An 18,071-nucleotide genomic window follows, 5' to 3' on the forward strand; every position below is an offset into this window, starting at 1 on the left:
TGATCGCGGGCCACGGCCTCTGCGCGGCGAGTGACTCATCACCCGGCTCGTCGCGCTCCTTCGTCGGGAGATGCACGCGAAGGAGGATTCCCATGACCGCACCCGATTACGCCGCCCTCGAGCGGGAACTGCGCGACCTGCTGGGCCCCCGCGGCGTCTCCAGCGACATGCGACAGCGCGAGAAGGCCTCCGTCGACGGTGCGCGGATGTCGCCGATCATCGCCGAGATGCTGCCGCTGGGGATCGCCGACCTCGTCGCGTTCCCCACGACCGCGCAGGAGATCGCGGACGTCGTCGGCCTCGCCGCCCGTCACGGTGTGGCCATCACGCCACGCGGTAAGGGGACCGGCAACTACGGGCAGGCGATCCCCATGCCCGGCGGACTCGTGCTCGACACCTCGCGCGCCCGCACGATCGTGGAGGTGGGCGACGGCTGGATCACGGCGGATGCGGGCGCGCCGATGAACGCCCTCGAGACCGCCGCCCGCGCGGCCGGTCAGCAGCTCTGGATGTACCCGTCGACCGTGCACACCACGATCGGCGGATTCCTCGCGGGCGGATCCGGTGGAACGGGAACGATCGCGCACGGCTCGAACGATGCCGGCTTCGTCGTCGCGCTCGACGTCGCGACGCCCGCATCCGAGGATGCACTGCGGCACGTGGAGGGCGACGAAGCGCAGGGCTACGTGCACAACTACGGCACCGCGGGCATCATCGCGCGGGCCACCGTGCGCCTCGAACCGCTGCAGGACTGGCGAGGCCTCTACGCGTCGTTCCCCGACTTCTCCGGAGCCCTGTCCGTGCTGCGAACGCTCGGCCGGATGACGCCGGCGCCGCGGCTCGTATCGGCCGACACCCCGCACATCACCGCGCAGCTGCCGCCGGACGAGGCGTTCCCCACCGGTCGCAGCTCGCTGCGCATGATCGCGGATGCCCGCATCCTCGAGGACGCGATCGCCGTCATCGAGCAGGCCGGCGGAAGGATCGAGGACGTGCGGGAGGGGCCGGGCGTCAGCGCCGCCATCTCCGTGCTCAGCTACAACCACCCGATCGAGTGGCTGCAGAAGTCCGAGCCGGGCGTGTACTTCCACGTCGAGGTCTCCGGTGACGCACTGGTCGAGCGCATCGACGATGTCCACGCCGTGTACCCCGGCGGCCAGTTGCACATCGAGGCGGGTCACACCGTTCCGATCGGGATGCTGGCGGGTGTCTACGAGAGCCCGGAGGCGGTCTACGCCGGCATCGAGCGGCTCGGCGAGCTGGGCGTCGGCGTGCACAACCCCCACCAGTGGAACGTCGATTTCCGCCTCGACGAGACGGTGGCGCTGGCGCGGCGCACCGACCCGCAGGGACTGCTGAATCCGGGCAAGCTCAACCCCGACTACGCCGGCCCGACCAAGGGGGCGATCCGATGACGGCGACCACGAGGCGATGGGACGATCTCTCGGGACCCGCGCTGGTCGCCGCCACGAGCGACCGGTCGATCGCCGTCGTGCCGATCGGGGCGATCGAGCACCACGGTCCCCATCTGCCGCTGCGCACCGACACGCTGATCGCGGAGGCGGTCGCCACCGCGGCCGTCGAGCGCGTCGCGGCGCAGGGCGTGGATGCGTGGCTTCTCCCGACCCTCGCGTACGCCAAGTCCGATGAGCACTACTGGGCCCCGGGAACGCTCTGGATGGAGGGCACGACCCTACTGCAGCAGCTCGTCGAGATCGGCCGCGCCATCGCGCAGACGCCCGTGCGCACCGTCGCCTTCGTCAACGGCCACGGCGGCAACGTCATGCTCCTCGGTTGGGTCAACCGGGAGCTCCGGCGCCGATTCGGGCTGCGCTCGTTCTCGATGGGCTCGGGGGCGGGTGTCGCGGGCGACGGACGCGACGACCGTCCGGATGAGCTCGGACAGGGCATTCACGCCGGCTGGGGCGAGACCTCGGTGGTCATGCACCTTGCGCCGCACCTGGTGGCGAAGGAGCTGCCGCCGCGCAACGTGCCCGAGCGCATCGCGGGGCTGACCCACATCGGCTTCAATGCGAAGCCCGTGATGTTCGGCTGGACGAGCGACGACTTCGGCCCCGACGGCGTGATCGGGGATCCCACCGGTGCCAATGCGGAGGACGGGCGGCGGATCTTCGAGGCGGGCGTTGCGTTCGTCGCCGAGGCTCTCATCGAGATCGACGGATTCGAGTTCGCATGACCGGCCCTCCCGCATCCGACGTCGTCGCCCTTCGAGTGCCGCGCATCGACGTGGCCACCGACCCGGTGCACGCCGAGGACCCGCCGCGCGATCCCCTCGCCCTCGCGGCTGCCTGGCTGCCCGGGGAGGGCGAGGAACGCGCCCTCATGACGCTGTCCACCGTCGACGAGGACGGCTTCCCCCGCGCGCGCACCGTCATGCTGACCGAGTTCGACGGGGAGCGCTTCTTCTTCCACACGGATGCGGCGAGCCGGAAGGTGCGGGAGCTGAGCCTCAATCCGCGGGTCGCGCTGACCGTGCTCTGGCCCGGATTCACGCACCAGCTCGTCGTGCAGGGGACCGCGGCCGTGGCGGAGGAGGAGGAGATCGCGCGCGCCTACGCGGACCGTTCCGCCTACCTGCGCCAGCTCGCCTGGCTGAACACCGCCGAGTACGCCCGCCAGCCGCGTGCGCGCCGCGAGCGGCAGTGGGCCGCGTTCGCCGCGGCGAACCCGCATCCGGCGCAGCCCGACGGCTGGATCGGATACGCGGTGCGGCCGCGGCGCATGCTCTTCTGGACGTCGCATCCCGCCGCGGCGAGCCGCCGCCTCGAATACGTGCGCGAGGACGGCGGCGGCTGGATCTGCCGGCACCTTCCGGGCTGAGCCGGCCGCCCGGGTCGGCGGGTCACGCGGGTTGCGCCGGTCGCGCCGGTCACGCTGGTCGGACCGGTCGCGCCGGTCACGCCGGTCGGAGAAAGCGCGCAATGTCGGAGGTTCCGCGCCGTATCCTCCGACATTCGCGCGAATCTCCGACCGAGGGAGTCCGGCTGTGCGTCAGACGCCGGCTCCCGCCCCTGCCCCTGCTCCTGCTCCCGCCCCTGCCCCTGCTCCGGCTCCCGCCCCTGCCCCTGCGCCCGCTCCTGCTCCTGCCCCGGCGCCCACGGGCCCGCGGCGCCGGGCGGGACGCCCCGCATCCCTCGCGCCCAGGCGGGCCGCCTCGGCGATCCACGCTCGGCGTGTCTCGTCGCCGCGGTGGCGCACCTGATCGAAACGGGTCACGCCGATCGTGCGTACACCGCAGTAGCCGAGCACCGCATTGCGCAGACTCGTCTCCGCCGCGTGGCGGTACACGACCGCGTTCCACACGCGCGGCGAGTCCATGGTCATGACGAGGCGGGCGGTGCGGCCGGTGAGGAGCTTGTCCCACAGGGGTCCGGTCGGGCGATAGCGGAACGCGAATCCCGACAGGAACACGCGGTCGATGAAGACTTTGAGGGCCCCGGGATAGGTGCCCCACCACTGGGGGAAGAAGAACACGAGGTGCTCCGCCCACGCGATGTCCTCGATCGCTCGCGCCGCGACCGCATCCAGCGGTGCGTCGTCGGCGGCGCGGGGCATCCGCACCTCGCCCGTGGTTCGCGGATGAGCGGGGGCCTCTTCGGTGGCGAGGTCGATCACACGTACCTCGGCGCCGGCGGCGCGGGCAGCATCCGTGTACGACGCGGCGAGGGCGTGGTTGAGGGTGTCGGGCAGCGGAGTGCCGACGATGACGACGATCCTGGTGCTCACGGTGTCTCCTTCTCTCGGACGAGCTCCGTCAGCACCTCCAGCTGACGGGCGAGCACAGCGCGATCGACTCCGGTGTCGATCAGGCGCGGATCGTCGAAGAGACTCATGAACTCGGCGTCGAGCTCGCCGCCGGCGCGCTGAACGAGGCTTGCGCCCGCATCCGTCAGTCCGACGAGGATGCGGCGCCCCGGACCGTTCGAGGTGCGCACCCACCCCGCCTCGGCGAGATGCGGCATCCGCTTGCTGACGGCGGCCTTCGTGACCATGAGGCACCGCGCCAGTGAGGTCAGATCGAGCGGTTGCTGATCGGCGATCGTGGCGAGGTAGATGAAGTCGCCGATCGAGATCCCGTAGGCACTGCGCAGACGCGCGTCCGCGAATGCGTCCACGGTCGCGACGAGCTCGTGCAGGGTGAAGGAGATCCGTTCGGCCACACTCCGAGTAAACCAGTTGACATGACCTGAGTCAACCAGTTGACATCTGCTGCGCGTGCGCCGTCGGAGGACGCGCGCCGAGTCGGAGGATGCGCGGTGAATCCTCCGACCGCGGCACGAATCTCCGACCGGTTGCGCAGCGGCAGCCGCGCTTCCAAGACGTCGCACGTTGTACGCGACGGCGAAGCGGGATGCAGGGGCGCGCCGCGCGGGCGAATGCTTGGCGCTGCGCAGCGGATGAGAATGGGCACGTCCCGATGGCGGGATGACCCGACCGAGGAGAGCTGAGATGACCGCACTCACCGAGACCGACCTGCTCGCCCGCGTCCGCTCGCAGCTGTTCATCGCCGGCGAGTGGCGCGACGCATCCGACGCCCAGACGTTGGACGTGCGCGACCCCGCCACCAACGCCGTCGTGAAGACGATCGCCAGCGCCACGGTCGCCGACGGCGCCGCCGCGCTGGATGCGGCCGTCGACGCGTTCGCGTCGTGGTCGCGGACCCCGGCGCGCGAGCGGGCGGAACTGCTGCGCCGCGCGTTCGATCTGCTCCAGGAGCGCAAGGAGGAGTTCGCGCTCCTCATGACGATCGAGATGGGCAAGCCGCTCGCGGAGGCCCGTGGCGAGGTCGTCTACGGCGGCGAGTTCCTGCGGTGGTTCAGCGAAGAGGCCGCTCACGTGCAGGGACGGTACGGCGCCAACCCCGAGGGCACCGGTCGCATGATCGTCTCGCAGCATCCCGTCGGTCCCTGTTACCTCATCACCCCCTGGAACTTCCCGCTCGCGATGGCCACCCGCAAGATCGCCCCGGCGCTCGCCGCGGGCTGCACGGTGGTCATCAAGCCGGCGGAGCTCACGCCGCTGACGACCCTGTACTTCGCCCAGCTGCTGCAGGATGCGGGGCTGCCGGACGGCGTGGTCAACGTGATCACCACGTCGCACTCGGGCGCCGTCTCGGAGCCGATCATCCGCGACCCGCGGCTGCGCAAGCTGTCGTTCACGGGCTCGACGCCGGTCGGGGTGAAGCTGCTCGAGCAGGCGGCGGGGGGTGTGCTCCGGACGTCGATGGAGCTCGGCGGCAATGCGCCCTTCCTCGTCTTCGACGACGCCGACCTCGACAAGGCCGTGGAGGGGGCGATGCTGGCGAAGTTCCGCAACATCGGCCAGGCGTGCACCGCCGCCAACCGCTTCCTCGTGCATCGCAGCGTCGCGGAGGAGTTCGCGCGCCGTGTCACCGAACGGGTGCAGGCGATGCGCGTCGGTCGCGGCACCGAGGACGGCGTGGCGATCGGCCCGCTCATCGACGACCGCGCGGTCGCGAAGGCGGAGGCACTGGTTTCGGATGCGGTCGCGCGCGGCGCGAGCGTGCGCACCGGGGGCGCGGCGATCCCGGGCGAGGGGACGTTCTTCGAGCCCACCGTCGTCTCCGACGTCGCGGCGGGAAGCGACATCCTGCGCGAGGAGATCTTCGGCCCCGTGTTGGCGATCGTCCCCTTCGACACCGAGGACGAGGCGGTCGCCCTCGCCAACGCGACCGAGTACGGACTGGTGTCGTATGTCTTCACCGAGAACCTCGCGCGCGGCCAGCGCATGATCGAGCGCCTCGAGACCGGGATGATGGGGCTCAACATGGGTGTCGTGTCCAATGCGGCAGGGCCCTTCGGCGGATGGAAGTCCTCCGGTCTCGGCCGCGAGGGCGGCGCCGAGGGCATCCACGAGTACCTGCAGACCAAGTACACGCTGACGCCCAACCCCTTCGCCTGAGCATCAGCGGGCCGGAGCGCCGCGGCCTCACGCCGTCCCGCGCCTGCTCCTTCGTCCGCCGCCGAGCGAGCATCCGGTTGCCGAGCGAGCACCGCATTGGGTGCTCGTTCGATGAACGGATGCTCGCTCGGCGAGCGTCGGGGTGTGAGTGCGCCGGTGTCAGGCGTGTCGGGGGGAGACGCCGCAGGCCGCGAGGTGGCGGCGGAAGGTCGAGCTCGTAGCGAGGTGCGGCATCTGCCAGCGCACGATCCGCTTACCGGTCACCCCGCGGATCCAGTCCTCTCGTTCCTTCTCGTCGGCGAGCGCCCGAGCGGGCGTGCGGCCGTTCAAGAAGCGGGGATCAGTGTACTTCGCGGCGCCGTCGAACTCGCCCCACACCGTCCCGAGGTCGAAGTCGATGAGATAGTCCGCGCCGCGTGGACCGCTGACGGGGACCTGGAGCTCCGGGTCGGCGAAGCCGAGCTCTCGCAGCAGGAGCCGGCTGACGCTCTCGCCGGGAAGCTGTGCACGTGCATCCGCGAACTCCGTCACGAAGCGGGCCGCACGGATCCCGCGTCGTCCTGTTCGACGACGTAGGTGGTCGGTGATCTCCTCACGAAGATCTTCGGCGCGCTCGAGATCGATCGCGCCAGTCGCGTTCGTCGCGACTGTGCGCAGAGCCGCATCCGCGAGGGACACGCCCGCCTCGAGCGGTACCGTGGCGATGACATCCGCGACCGTCCGAGCCAGCGTGGTCACACCGAGTCGACCGGACTCGAGCCACACCACGTCCGCGGGCGGGAGTGGCAGTCGATGACGGAACACCTGCGGCGTGGACCTCGCCGGGCCGTCGACCGTGACGTGCGCACGCGTGGCGCGGACACGGAAGAGCGGCAGGCCCCAGAGCGCGGCGGCGCTCAGGTGCGAGAACACGATCGGAGCGCCTCTGCCCGCTTCGTGCGCGGCAGCGGCCGCCCAACGCGCGCGCTCCTCGGATGCGAGGTCCTTCCATGCCGAGGCGGCGGCGTAGACGCCCGGCCGCACACGGTCGAGCCTGCCCCGATCGCGGTCCGCGCGAAGCGTCGTGTCCGAGGCGCCGCGCGCAAGCGCGTCTCGGCGGGTGAAGACGGCGTCGTCGAATGATGGCAGCATCCGTCCACCCTCGGTGGTGAGACGGCGCGCTGTGCCGGTCGCTGCCTGCTGTGTGCACAGCTCGCCGCCGTCGAGGGATGGGGAGGGCCGGTGCGTCCCTGCATCCGCCGTCGCTTCGGCACCTCCCGGGTGCACCCAGACGGCCGAGTGAGCATCCGATCATCGAGTGAGTACCTGATCGGGTACTCACTCGACAAAGGGATGCTCGCTCGGCGGCTCGGCGGCTCGGCGGCTCGGCGGCTCGGCGGCTCGGCGGCTCAGCGCACCGCGCCGGAGGTGAGGCCCCCGACGAGCCACCGCTGCAGGAACACGGCTGTCGCGAACACGGGGATCACGCCGATGACGGATGCGGCCGCGATCTTGCCCATGTGGGGGGTGCGCTCGCCGTAGAACAGTGAGAGCACCACGGGCAACGTGCGGGCATCGGGGGACTGGGTGAGGAAGGTCGCCAGCAGGAACTCGTTGTAGTTCAGGACACCGGCGATGATGCCCACCGCAACCAGCGCGGGCGCGACCAGCGGGGCGAGGACCGAGACCAGGACGCGGAGGGAGCCGGCGCCGTCGATCCTCGCCGCCTCCTCGATCTCGATCGGGAGCTTGCGCAAGAACCCCTCCAGCAGCCAGATCGCCACGGGCACGTTGACCAGCGCGTAGACCAGGGTCAGGCCCCACAGCGTGTTGTTCGCGCCGAGCAGGCGCAGCAGGGTGAACAGCGGCACGACGGCGACGATCGGCGGCAGCAGCCACGGGCTCATGATCGTGCCCGCGAGCGTCGCGCCGCCGGTGCGGAAGCGCACCATCGCCCAGGCACCCGGCAGCGCGATCAACAGGGAGACGAGCGCGCCGCCGATCGCGGCGATCAGGGAGTTGGCGATGCCGCGCAGCAGATCCGACTGCGTCAGCACATCGGTCCAGTTCGAGAACTGCGGCACCGCAGGTATCAGCACTCCCTGACCCGTCTCGTTGCGGCCCATGAACGACACCGAGACCAGGTACAGCAGCGGCGCCACGAAGAACAGCACGAGAGCTGCGAGCACGATGGTGGCCAGGATGCTGCGGCGCGACGCGCGCGGTCGCCGAAGGGCGAGGAGCTCACTCATGGTTGGCCTGCAATCTGCGCGCCGCGAGGGCGAAGGGAAGGGTCGCGACCGTGACGAGCACAGCCAGCAGCAGGGTGATGACGGCGGCCTTACCGAGGTCGAACTCGCGCAGGGCCGCCTGGTAGATGAGATAGGAGGTCGTGGTCGTCGCCTGTCCCGGACCGCCCGAGGTCATCATGAAGACGAGATCGAACACCTTGAACGCCAGCACGAGACGGATGAAGAAGGCCGCCGCGACCACGCCGGAGATCGCCGGCAGGGTGATGTGCCGGAAGAGACCGAACCCGTGCGCGCCATCCAGGCGGGCCGCCTCGAGCGTCTGCGCGTCCTGCGCGAGCAGTGCCGTGAACACGAGAAGGGCGACCAGAGGCGTCCACTCCCACACGTCCGCGAGCGCGATGCCGGGCAGTGCCCACGCGGTGGAGGAGAGCGGCGCGATCGCGTCGCGGGGCGCTCCGAAGAATCCGAGCACAGTCGCGAGGAGCCCGCCGCCGGGGTTGTACACGAGCTTCCACAGTGTTCCGACGATGACCGGGGGCGTGATGAGCGGCAACAGCAGGAGCGTGCGGACGAAGGAACCGCTGCGAACGGCTCCGTGCAGCGCGAGGGCGGCGACGACGCCGAGCGCGAGGCTCGCCGCCGACACCCCGAGGGCGTAGACGAGGGTGCGTGCGAGGGTGGCGACCGCATCCGCATCCCCGAGCACCTTCTCGATGGTCGCGGTGCCGACCCACTCCTGGAAGGGGCGACCGAGCGAGGACTCGGTGAATGCCGCCCCCACGATGAACAGCAGCGGATACACGCCCAGCACGACGAGGGCCAGGATGCTCGGTGCGACGAACGCGCGGTGCGCCCACGCCGGTCCCCGAGGGGCACGGCGCGGGCGCACGCGCGTGAGGGCGTCAGCCAAGGAGCTCTTCCCACTCCGCCTGCGTGGCGTCGAGGGCTTCCTCGGCGGTGACCTCGCCGGCGACCAGCTTCGCCAGCTCGTCCGTGAGCACCTCGGCCGCCTGGGTGGCGTTCTTGCCCGTGGGCCAGGCCAGTGCGCCGTCGAGCGTCGCACGGTTCACACGCTGCAGATCGGGGTACGCCGTGCCGTAGGCCTCGCTCTCCAGCGAGGAGATCCGGTTGGGGTCGATCCCGGTCTGCGGGTCGGCGACGAGGAGCTCCTCGTTCACCTCGCTCGAGGACGCCCAGGCGATGAAGTCGCGCGCGAGATCGGTCTTCGCGGTGTTGGCTGCGACGACCCAGGTGAAGCCCGCGACGAGGGAGGCCCGTGAGGTGGTGTTCTCGCCGCCCACCGGCAGCAGTGTCACGCCCCACTTGTCCTTGACCGTCGAGTCGGGATTGGTCTGCGAACCCACGCCGAGGTCGGTCCAGTTCTCGATGAAGGCCGCGTTGCCGGCATACCAGGCCGAGTTGCCCTCGCCGAAGGCGGTCTCTGCGGGCGTGGGGTAGGCGGAGGCCAGGGAGTCGGCGAGCGACTGCGCGGCCTCGATCGCCTCGGGCGAGTTGATGACCGGCTTGCCGTCGGCGTCGACGAACTCACCGCCGAATCCGGCGAGACGGTTCGCGAAGCTCGCGCCGAGGATGAGCGGCGACTTCTGGCCGAAGATCACGTTGCCGTAGACCCCGTTCGCGCTCTCGTTCGCGGTGATCGTGCGGGACTGCTCGACGTACTCGTCCCACGTGGCGGGCGGCTGGGTGAAACCGTTCCGCGCCAGGATCTCCTTGTTGTAGAACAGCACGTGCGTGTCGCCGTCGAACGGCAGCCCGTACCGGCGCCCGTCGACGAGGCTGTACGGGTCGTAGATCGACGGGATGAAATCGTCCGTCTGCAGGTCGGCGTCGCTCTCGATCCAGTCGGTCAGGTCCTGGATGGCGCCGGCATCGGCCAGATCGCCGATCGACACGTACCAGGGTGCGGCGACGTCGATCGTGTTCGCGCCCGACTGCTGATCGAGCGCGAGGGTGTTGCCGATCTCGTCGTAGGGAACGATGACCGGGTTGATCTTCACACCGGTCTCGGCCTCGTAGCGCTCGGCGAGCAGCTTCGACGCGCCCTCGTGGGACGAGATCAGCAGGACGGTGAGCTCCTGGTCGTCGCCATCCGCGGAAGCGGAGCCGCTCGCGCAGGAAGCGAGGGCGAGGGCGGTGACCGCGAGCGTTGCGGGGACGGCGAGCCGGCGCAGGATGCGACGGGAGGAAGCGGACATGGCGGGCCTCTCGGGTGGGGGAGAGTGCGGGCTGTGGACCGCACGGTCCGTCATCCTGCACGGGGATCGGAGGCTCGTGCACCGCGGGTCGTAAGGAAACGTCATCCGCCGCGGCTGCATGAACGCGTGTGTCGGATGGGTGTGGGCGGCCCCGATCCGCGCTGCTAGCTTTCCGGCCGTACGGCGCTCGCCGGCAGGAAGGACGGACGATGAGCAAGCCCCTCATCCTCAACGCGTTCGAGATGAGCTGCGTCACGCACCAGGCCCCGGGGCTCTGGCGTCACCCGGACAACCGAGCCGACGAGTACAACCGGCTCGAGTACTGGATCGAGCTCGCTCGGCTTCTCGAGCGCGGCGGTTTCCACGCGATCTTCCTCGCCGATGTGCTCGGCGTCTACGACGTCTACCGCGATTCGGCCGCCCCCGCGCTGCGCGACGCCGCGCAGATACCGGTGGGAGACCCCCTGCTGCAGATCCCCGCGATGGCTGCCGTCACCGAGCGGCTGGGGTTCGGCGTCACGATCGCCTCGACCTACGAGCAGCCGTACGCCCTCGCGCGCACGCTGACGACCCTCGACCACTTCACGGGAGGGCGCGTCGGCTGGAACGTCGTGACCTCGTACCTCAACAGTGCCGCGCGAAACCTCGGTCTCGGCGACCAGATCGCCCACGACGACCGCTACGGCATCGCCGACGAGTTCCTCGACGTCGCCTACAAGCTGTGGGAAGGATCGTGGGAGGACGACGCCGTGCTCCGTGACCGCGCGGCCGGTGTCTTCACCGACCCCGAAAAGGTCCACCCGATCGGGCATCATGGCACGCACTTCGACGTTCCCGGCATCCACCTCGGCGAGCCCTCGCCGCAACGGACACCCGTGATCTTCCAGGCGGGCGCGTCACCGCGTGGACAGGAGTTCGCTGCGCGGCACGGTGAGGCGATCTTCATCAACGGCCTCGCGCCCGAGCTGACCCGGCGCACGACCGACAGTATCCGCGACAAGGCTGCGGCGATCGGACGCCCTCGCGACTCGGTGAAGATCCTCACCCTCGCCACCGTGGTCGTCGCCGAGACCGACGAGCTCGCCCAGCAGAAGTACGCCGACTACCGCTCCTATGTCTCGCTGGAAGGAGCACTCGCCCTCTACGGCGGCTGGTCGGGAATCGACCTGTCGACGCTGGACCCGGACGAGCCGCTCACCTACGTCGACACGGATGCAGCGCGCTCCGCTCTGTCGATCTTCACGAAAGCGGACCCCAGCCGTGCGTGGACGCCGCGCGACATCGCCGAGTACGTCGGCATCGGAGGCATCGGCGCCGTGATCGTGGGAAGCCCCGCAACCGTCGCCGACGAGCTGGAGCGATGGATCGAGGTGGGTGGTGTCGACGGGTTCAACCTCGCGTACGTCGTGACGCCGGGCACCTTCGAGGACATCGTCGAACTGCTCGTCCCGGAGCTGCGCCGGCGCGGACGCCTCGACGACGGCGGCCGGGTGGGCGGGACACTCCGCGAGCGGCTCACGGGCGACGCCGTCATCGCGCCGTGGCACCCCGCCCACGCGTACCGCGGCGCATACGTCGGCGCGCCGAGCGCCGCCGACAGCCCCGCATCCCTGGTCTCCACTCCCGTCTGAACAGGAACAGCCATGACGACACAGACTCTGACCCCTGCCCGCACCCATTTCCAGGGCACCGCGGATGCGGCGGAGCTCGCCCACTGGGATGCGGTCGCCGCATCCGTCGCCGAGCGACTCGCCCTCGACGCGCTTGCCCGCGACCGCGCGAACGCCCAGCCCTTCGCCGAAGCGCGGCTTCTGAAGGACGCGGGCCTGACGACTCTGCTCGACCCCGCGGAATACGGGGGCGGTGGAGCGCACTGGGAGAGCGCGTTCCGCGCGGTGCGCATCCTCGCGCGCGCCGATGCCTCCATCGCGCAGGTGCTCGGATACCACTACGTGAACGAGGCCAACATCGCCCTCGTCGCGCCCGCGGCCGAGCGTGAGCGCTGGTTCCGTGCCACGATCGCCGGACGCTGGGTCTGGGGCGACTCGGTGAACCCCGTCGACCCGAATCTCACTCTGACGGTCGACGGCGACGGCTACCGACTCAACGGCTTCAAGCGGTACTCGACCGGATCCGGTGTCGGAGAGGCGCTCCTGATCAATGCCGTCGTCGAGGACGGCCCGGATGCGGGTGCTTTCGCGTTCCTCGTGCTGCCCTACGGGCACCCCGGTGTCGAGCTCGTCGACGACTGGGACAACCTCGGCCAGCGTCTGTCGGCGAGCAACACCGTCACCTACCGCGATGTGCGGGTGGAACCCGAGCACGTGCTCGGCTTCGGTACGGACGAACCGATCCAGAGCTTCGTGACACCCGCCATCCAGCTCGTGTTCGGAAACCTCTACCTCGGGATCGCGCAGGGGGCTCTGGCGCAGGCGCGCGAACTGACCAACGCCAGGCCCAACTCCTGGTTCCTCTCGGGTGTTCAGACCTACAGCGACGATCCCTTCGTACGGCGGCTGTACGGCGAGCTCGTCTCGCGCACCGCTGCGGTCGAAGCGTTGGCCGACCGCGTGAACAGCCGCTTCGACGAGGTCATCTCCCGGGGTGCCGACGTCACGGCCGAGGACCGCGCGGAGATCGCGATCGAGATCGCGCAGCTGAAGGTCGTCGCCAGCGACACCGCGACCGACGTCGCCCACCGCGTCTTCGAGGCCACGGGAACGAGCTCGACGGCCAACCGCGTCGGCCTCGACCTGCACTGGCGCAACATCCGCACCCACTCCCTCCACGACCCGGTCGACTACAAGAAGCTCGAGGTGGGGGCCCACTTCCTCACCGGTGCCGTCCAGCCGATCTCCCTCTACACATGAGCACCGCATCCGTGGCGGCCCAGGTCCGCACCCACGTCGACGACCAGCTCTGGGCGCGGTTGCCCGCCGACATCGAGGCGCGCTTCCGTCCGATCCTCGACGCCGTGGCCGACGGCGCCGGAGGGCGCGATCTCGCGCGCGAGCTTCCCCGCGAGGCCGTGGCCGCCCTTCGCGAGGCGGGGCTCGGACGTGCCCGACTCTCCCTCGCCGACGGCGGGCTGGGGCTGGACTGGCCCACCTTCACACGGCTGCTCGTGGCCGTCGCCGCGGCCGACGCCAACATCCCGCAGATCCTGCGCGGTCATGTCGCACTCGTCGAGCAGGCGCTGACGACGACCGATGCGGGTTTCGCCACGCGGTGGGTCGACCGCATCGCGGCGGGTGAGATCAGCGGCAATTCCTGGAGTGAGGCCGCCGGCTCGACCACGTCACGGGCGAGCGCGGAGCTCTCGACCGACGCGGACGGCATCCTGCGCCTGAACGGCCGCAAGTTCTACACGACCGGCAGCATCTTCGCCGAGTGGACCGACACCGTCGCCCACCGCCTCTCCGACGGCGTGGACGTCGCCGCGCTCGTGCGACTCGACCAGCCGGGTGTCACGGTGATCGACGACTGGGACGGATTCGGCCAGCGCCTCACCGGAACGGGGACGATCGTCTTCGAGGACGCCGTCGTGGATCCCGCGGACGTCCTGCCGGTCGCCGAACGGTTCGCGTACCAGACCGGTCTGTACCAGCTCGTGCTGCTGGCCGTGCTCGCCGGCATCGCGCACGCATCCGTCGCCGACGCGGCCGCCGCGGTGCGCGCGCGGTCCCGCGTCTACAGCCACGGCACCGCCGCCCGGGTGCAGGACGACGCGCAGATCCAGGCCCTGCTGGGGGAGCTCGCCGCATCCGCCTTCGCCGTGGATGCGAGTGTCGCAGCCGTCGCCGAGGCGGTCGAGGACGCCTACGGGGCCGCGCTCGCCGTGCGCGATACGCCCGACGACGAGGTGGCCCTCGACCGTGCGCGCCGGCTCGCGGGGCTCGCGGAGATCCGAGCCGCACAGGCGCAGTCCTTCGCGACCGCCGCGGTGCAGCAGCTCACCTCACGCCTGTTCGACACCCTCGGCGCCTCGGCCACGGCGCGCGGTGCGCACCTCGACCGGCACTGGCGAAACGCCCGCACCGTCTCGAGCCACAATCCGGTGCTGTACAAGAACCGCTGGGTGGGCCAGTGGGTGCTGCACGATCGGTTGCCGCAGGCGCTCTGGGCGGTCGGCACGCCGGCCCCGGCCGAGTGAGCACCCGTTCGCCGAGCGAGCACCCCATCGAGTGCGCGCTCGGCGAACGGATACTCCCTCGCGCGGTGGGTCAGGCGTGCCGGTCGAGGAAGTCGTAGACCTCGCTGTCGTCGACGCCCGGGAAGGCGCCGCGCGGCAGCGGCGTGAACATCTGCATGTGCACGCGGGCGCTCGGCCACGCGCGTCCCTGCCAGCGCTCGGCGGCCTGGCTCGACGGGCGGCGGCAGCACGACTCGTCGGGGCACTGCGAACTCGCGCGCTTCGCCGTCTCCCGGCCGCGGAACCACTTCGCGTCGTCGAACGGCACGCCCACCGTGATCGAGAACTCGCCGTCGTGGGTCGTGCCGGTCTGCGTCGAGCACCAGAAGGTGCCCGAGGGGGTGTCGGTGTACTGGTAGTGCTCGGTCGTGCGGTTCTGCTCCGCGAAGGCCGCACGGGCGGCGAACTTGCGGCACACGATCTGCCCCTCGACCGCTCCCGTCACATCCATCGGCAACGGGAGGCCGTCGTTCTCGTAGACGCGTGAGATGGCGCCATCGCCGGCGACCCGCAGGAAATGCAGACGGATGCCGATGTGCTCGGTCAGCAGGTTCGTCATCCGCATCCCGGCGGCCTCGTGCGTCACCCCGAACGCGTCGCGGAAGTCCTCCACGGCGAGGTTGCGGTCCTTCTTCGCCTGCTGCAGGAAGGCCACGGCGGGTGCCGGCGGCATGAGGCAGGCCGCTGCATAGTAGTTGATCTCCAGCCGCTGCTGCAGGAACTCGGCGTAGTCACGGGGCGGCTGGTGTCCCAGGAGCCGGTGCGCCATCGCCTGCAGCGCCATCGAGCGCAGTCCGTGGCCGCCGGGGATGGAAGCCGGCGGCAGGTAGATGCGCCCGTTCTCGAGGTCGGTGATCGACCGCGTGGATGCGGGCAGGTCGCCCGCGTAGATCAGCTCGAAGCCCAGCTGCTCGGCCATGATGCTCACCGTGCGGTGCGTCAGGGCGCCCGAGGTGTGTCCCGCCGACTTGAGCTGTTTCTCGGCGAGCTTCTCGATATCGGGGAGGTGGTTGTTCATCTCCCGCATGCGCAGCCGCATGTCCGTGTTGGCGCGGCGGGCTTCTTCGGGCGTCGCGATGGCCTCGCGTTCTCGGCGCTGCAACTCGCGGTGCAGGCCCAGCACGGTCTCGATCGTCTCGTCGCTCAACGCCTTCGTGACCCGGATCGGCGGCAGGCCCAGCTGCCGGAACGCGTGGGAGGTCTGTGCGCGCTCGAGCTCGATCTCTAGCGCCGCCCGCCGGTTCGGCGGCTCGGTGGACAGCAGCTCGGCCAGCTGGGTGCCGGTGGCCGCCGCGATCTCCTGGAGCAGCGAGAGCTTCGGCTCGCGCTTGCCGTTCTCGATGAGGCTGAGGTGGCTGCCGGCCACCCCCACGGCAGCCCCGAGCTCGTCGAGAGTGAGCCCTGCCGCCGTGCGGAAGTGACGGATGCGGTGGCCGAGCGTGGCCAGCTCGATGGTCGTCGAAGGCATGTTTTGAGAATAGCGAAAGAAATCGCACTCTTTCGAGATTCGATCTCTGAAAACGAGGATGCCGGGGCGTCATTCTTGCAGGGAACCCACGTTCTGAACGCCGCTGATGCCGACTGGAGTGATCATGGCCCTTGCTGAGAGCTACACCTCGAGCGCCCCCACGCGCCCTACCGCCGCACGCACGGCGACGTCCTACGGTGCTCAGCCGACCGCATCCGGACCCGGTATGGCCGCGCTGACCCGATGGGTCGACGAGATCGCCGCCCTCACCCAGCCCGACCGCATCCACTGGGTCGACGGATCGCAGGCCGAGAACGACATGCTGCTGCGATCGATGGTGGATGCGGGCTCTCTCATCAAGCTCAACCCCGAATGGCGTCCGGGCTCGTACCTCGCGCGCTCCCACCCGAGCGACGTCGCCCGCACCGAGGGGCGGACGTTCATCGCCTCCGAGAAGGAGGAGGACGCGGGCCCCACGAACAACTGGGCGGAGCCCGACGCGATGCGCACCCGTCTCGACGCGCTGTTCGCGGGCTCCATGCGTGGCCGGACGATGTACGTCGTGCCGTTCTCGATGGGAACCGTCGGCGGCCCGCTCTCGCACATCGGTGTGCAGGTGACGGACTCGCCCTACGCCGTCGTCTCGATCAACATCATGACGCGCGTCGGATCCGCCGTCCTGCAGCAGATCGCGGACGGCGCCGACTGGGTGCGCACCGTGCACTCCGTGGGGGCTCCGCTGGCCCCGGGCCAGGCCGACGTCGCGTGGCCCTGCAACGACGACAAGTACATCGTCCACTTCCCGGACACGCTCGAGGTCTACTCGTACGGCTCGGGCTACGGCGGCAACGCGATCCTCGCGAAGAAGTGCTTCGCGCTGCGCATCGCCTCGGTCATCGGGCGCAACGAGGGCTGGCTCGCCGAGCACATGCTGCTCATCCGCGTCATCAGCCCCGAGGGCAAGCGCTACCACGTCGCCGCGGCGTTCCCGTCGGCGTGCGGCAAGACGAACCTCGCGATGCTGCGCCCCACCATCCCGGGATGGCGCGTCGAGACCCTCGGCGACGACATCGCGTGGTTGCGGCCGGGTGAGGACGGACGCCTGTGGGCGATCAACCCCGAAGCAGGCTTCTTCGGCGTCGCGCCGGGCACGGGCGAGTCGACCAACGCCACGGCGGTGGAGACGCTGTGGGGCAACACGATCTTCACGAACGTGGCGCTGCGCCCCGACGGCGACGTGTGGTGGGAGGGGCTGACGGATGAGGCCCCCGCCGAGCTCATCGACTGGGAGGGGAACCCCTGGACCCCCGCCTCGGGTCGACCCGCCGCGCACCCGAACTCGCGCTTCACGGTCGCCGCCGCACAGTGCCCGCAGGTCGCGGATGACTGGGAGACGCCGGAGGGCGTGCCGCTGGACGCCATCCTGTTCGGCGGGCGCCGCGCCACCAACGTGCCGCTCGTCGTCGAGGCGACGGACTGGGCGCACGGCGTGTTCCTCGGGGCGACGATCTCGTCGGAGCGGACGGCCGCCGCCGAGGGGACCGTCGGAGAGCTGCGCCGCGATCCGTTCGCGATGCTCCCGTTCTGCGGCTACAACATGGCCGACTACTTCGCGCACTGGATCAAGGTCGGCGGGTCGCTTCGCTTCGACCGGGCGCCCCGCGTGTTCCAGGTGAACTGGTTCCGCCGCGGCGCCGACGGTCGGTTCCTCTGGCCGGGCTTCGGTGACAACGTGCGGGTGCTGGAGTGGATCGTGCGTCGCCTGGAGTCCGAGGTGCCGGCCGAGCCCAGCCCGATCGGGCGTCTGCCGCGCCCCGAGGACCTCAACCTCGAGGGCACCGCTGTCACGGAGGCGGATCTGGCGGAGCTCTTCGCTATCGACCCGGAGTCCTGGCTGGCGGAGGCGGAACTGACGGAGGAGTTCTTCGACACCTTCGGCGACCGCATCCCCTCGGCTCTCCGTGCCGAGCTCGCCTCCCTGCGCTACCGCCTCGCACGGGCCTGACGGCCCCTCCCGCAGA

The 18,071-nt window shown here is 70.4% G+C and carries 15 protein-coding genes; 8 read left to right on the forward strand and 7 right to left on the reverse strand.

What is annotated here, in order from left to right; genetic code table 11:
* Positions 1-92: 92 nt before the first annotated feature.
* Genes EHF32_RS00450 through EHF32_RS00460 form a run of 3 tightly spaced genes read left to right on the forward strand, consistent with a single transcriptional unit; the run spans position 93 to position 2,841 of the window.
* Positions 93-1,415, forward strand: a complete 1,323-nt coding sequence (locus EHF32_RS00450; protein WP_137416289.1) for an FAD-binding oxidoreductase — start codon at positions 93-95, stop codon at positions 1,413-1,415.
* On the forward strand, positions 1,412-2,197 hold the full coding sequence (locus EHF32_RS00455) for a creatininase family protein (RefSeq protein WP_137416290.1): 786 nt from the start codon (positions 1,412-1,414) through the stop codon (positions 2,195-2,197). Before EHF32_RS00450 ends, EHF32_RS00455 begins: the two co-directional genes overlap by 4 nt.
* Positions 2,194-2,841: a pyridoxamine 5'-phosphate oxidase family protein gene (locus EHF32_RS00460; RefSeq protein WP_137416291.1), complete on the forward strand. Its 648-nt coding sequence runs from the start codon at positions 2,194-2,196 to the stop codon at positions 2,839-2,841. The genes EHF32_RS00455 and EHF32_RS00460 overlap by 4 nt, the downstream gene beginning before the upstream one ends.
* Positions 2,842-3,012: 171 nt before the next feature.
* On the opposite strand, the gene EHF32_RS00465 is transcribed toward EHF32_RS00460, so the two are convergent.
* Together EHF32_RS00465 and EHF32_RS15690 are read right to left on the reverse strand one after the other, a co-directional pair.
* The gene (locus tag EHF32_RS00465; protein WP_137416292.1) at positions 3,013-3,747 is read right to left on the reverse strand and encodes an NAD(P)H-dependent oxidoreductase; all 735 of its coding nucleotides are present in this window, start codon (positions 3,745-3,747) and stop codon (positions 3,013-3,015) included.
* The gene (locus EHF32_RS15690; protein ID WP_161594039.1) at positions 3,744-4,181 is read right to left on the reverse strand and encodes a MarR family winged helix-turn-helix transcriptional regulator; all 438 of its coding nucleotides are present in this window, start codon (positions 4,179-4,181) and stop codon (positions 3,744-3,746) included. Before EHF32_RS15690 ends, EHF32_RS00465 begins: the two co-directional genes overlap by 4 nt.
* A gap of 289 nt (positions 4,182-4,470) precedes the next feature.
* Between EHF32_RS15690 and EHF32_RS00475 the strand changes: the two genes are divergently transcribed.
* Complete coding sequence (locus EHF32_RS00475; RefSeq protein WP_137416294.1) at positions 4,471-5,943, forward strand: NAD-dependent succinate-semialdehyde dehydrogenase; 1,473 nt, start codon at positions 4,471-4,473, stop codon at positions 5,941-5,943.
* A gap of 159 nt (positions 5,944-6,102) precedes the next feature.
* On the opposite strand, the gene EHF32_RS00480 is transcribed toward EHF32_RS00475, so the two are convergent.
* The 4 genes from EHF32_RS00480 to EHF32_RS00495 form a co-directional block, all read right to left on the reverse strand.
* Entirely contained in the window at positions 6,103-7,074 is a 972-nt protein-coding gene (locus EHF32_RS00480; protein WP_137416295.1) for a type IV toxin-antitoxin system AbiEi family antitoxin domain-containing protein, read from the reverse strand.
* Between the two features lie 257 nt (positions 7,075-7,331).
* Positions 7,332-8,174 carry a carbohydrate ABC transporter permease gene (locus tag EHF32_RS00485; protein ID WP_137416296.1) on the reverse strand — a complete coding sequence of 281 codons (843 nt, stop codon included), beginning with the start codon at positions 8,172-8,174 and terminating at the stop codon, positions 7,332-7,334.
* Positions 8,167-9,084: a carbohydrate ABC transporter permease gene (locus tag EHF32_RS00490; protein ID WP_137416297.1), complete on the reverse strand. Its 918-nt coding sequence runs from the start codon at positions 9,082-9,084 to the stop codon at positions 8,167-8,169. The genes EHF32_RS00485 and EHF32_RS00490 overlap by 8 nt, the downstream gene beginning before the upstream one ends.
* On the reverse strand, positions 9,077-10,390 hold the full coding sequence (locus EHF32_RS00495) for an ABC transporter substrate-binding protein (protein ID WP_137416298.1): 1,314 nt from the start codon (positions 10,388-10,390) through the stop codon (positions 9,077-9,079). Before EHF32_RS00495 ends, EHF32_RS00490 begins: the two co-directional genes overlap by 8 nt.
* Before the next feature lie 209 nt (positions 10,391-10,599).
* Between EHF32_RS00495 and EHF32_RS00500 the strand changes: the two genes are divergently transcribed.
* Genes EHF32_RS00500 through EHF32_RS00510 form a run of 3 tightly spaced genes read left to right on the forward strand, consistent with a single transcriptional unit; the run spans position 10,600 to position 14,543 of the window.
* Positions 10,600-12,021, forward strand: a complete 1,422-nt coding sequence (locus EHF32_RS00500; protein ID WP_137416299.1) for an LLM class flavin-dependent oxidoreductase — start codon at positions 10,600-10,602, stop codon at positions 12,019-12,021.
* A gap of 12 nt (positions 12,022-12,033) precedes the next feature.
* Complete coding sequence (locus tag EHF32_RS00505; RefSeq protein ID WP_137416300.1) at positions 12,034-13,260, forward strand: acyl-CoA dehydrogenase family protein; 1,227 nt, start codon at positions 12,034-12,036, stop codon at positions 13,258-13,260.
* The gene (locus tag EHF32_RS00510; RefSeq protein ID WP_137416301.1) at positions 13,257-14,543 is read left to right on the forward strand and encodes a monooxygenase; all 1,287 of its coding nucleotides are present in this window, start codon (positions 13,257-13,259) and stop codon (positions 14,541-14,543) included. The genes EHF32_RS00505 and EHF32_RS00510 overlap by 4 nt, the downstream gene beginning before the upstream one ends.
* A gap of 70 nt (positions 14,544-14,613) precedes the next feature.
* Here EHF32_RS00510 and EHF32_RS00515 read toward each other — a convergent pair whose 3' ends face one another.
* Positions 14,614-16,050, reverse strand: coding sequence for a helix-turn-helix domain-containing protein (locus EHF32_RS00515; protein WP_137416302.1), 1,437 nt, complete (start codon positions 16,048-16,050; stop codon positions 14,614-14,616).
* 124 nt (positions 16,051-16,174) lie between these two features.
* On the opposite strand from EHF32_RS00515, the gene EHF32_RS00520 reads away from it, so the two are divergent.
* Positions 16,175-18,055, forward strand: a complete 1,881-nt coding sequence (locus tag EHF32_RS00520) for a phosphoenolpyruvate carboxykinase (GTP) (protein ID WP_137416303.1) — start codon at positions 16,175-16,177, stop codon at positions 18,053-18,055.
* Positions 18,056-18,071 lie beyond the last annotated feature (16 nt).

Origin of the sequence: Microbacterium sp. RG1 (assembly GCF_005347485.1) — a bacterium.
Classification (GTDB): domain Bacteria; phylum Actinomycetota; class Actinomycetes; order Actinomycetales; family Microbacteriaceae; genus Microbacterium; species Microbacterium binotii_A.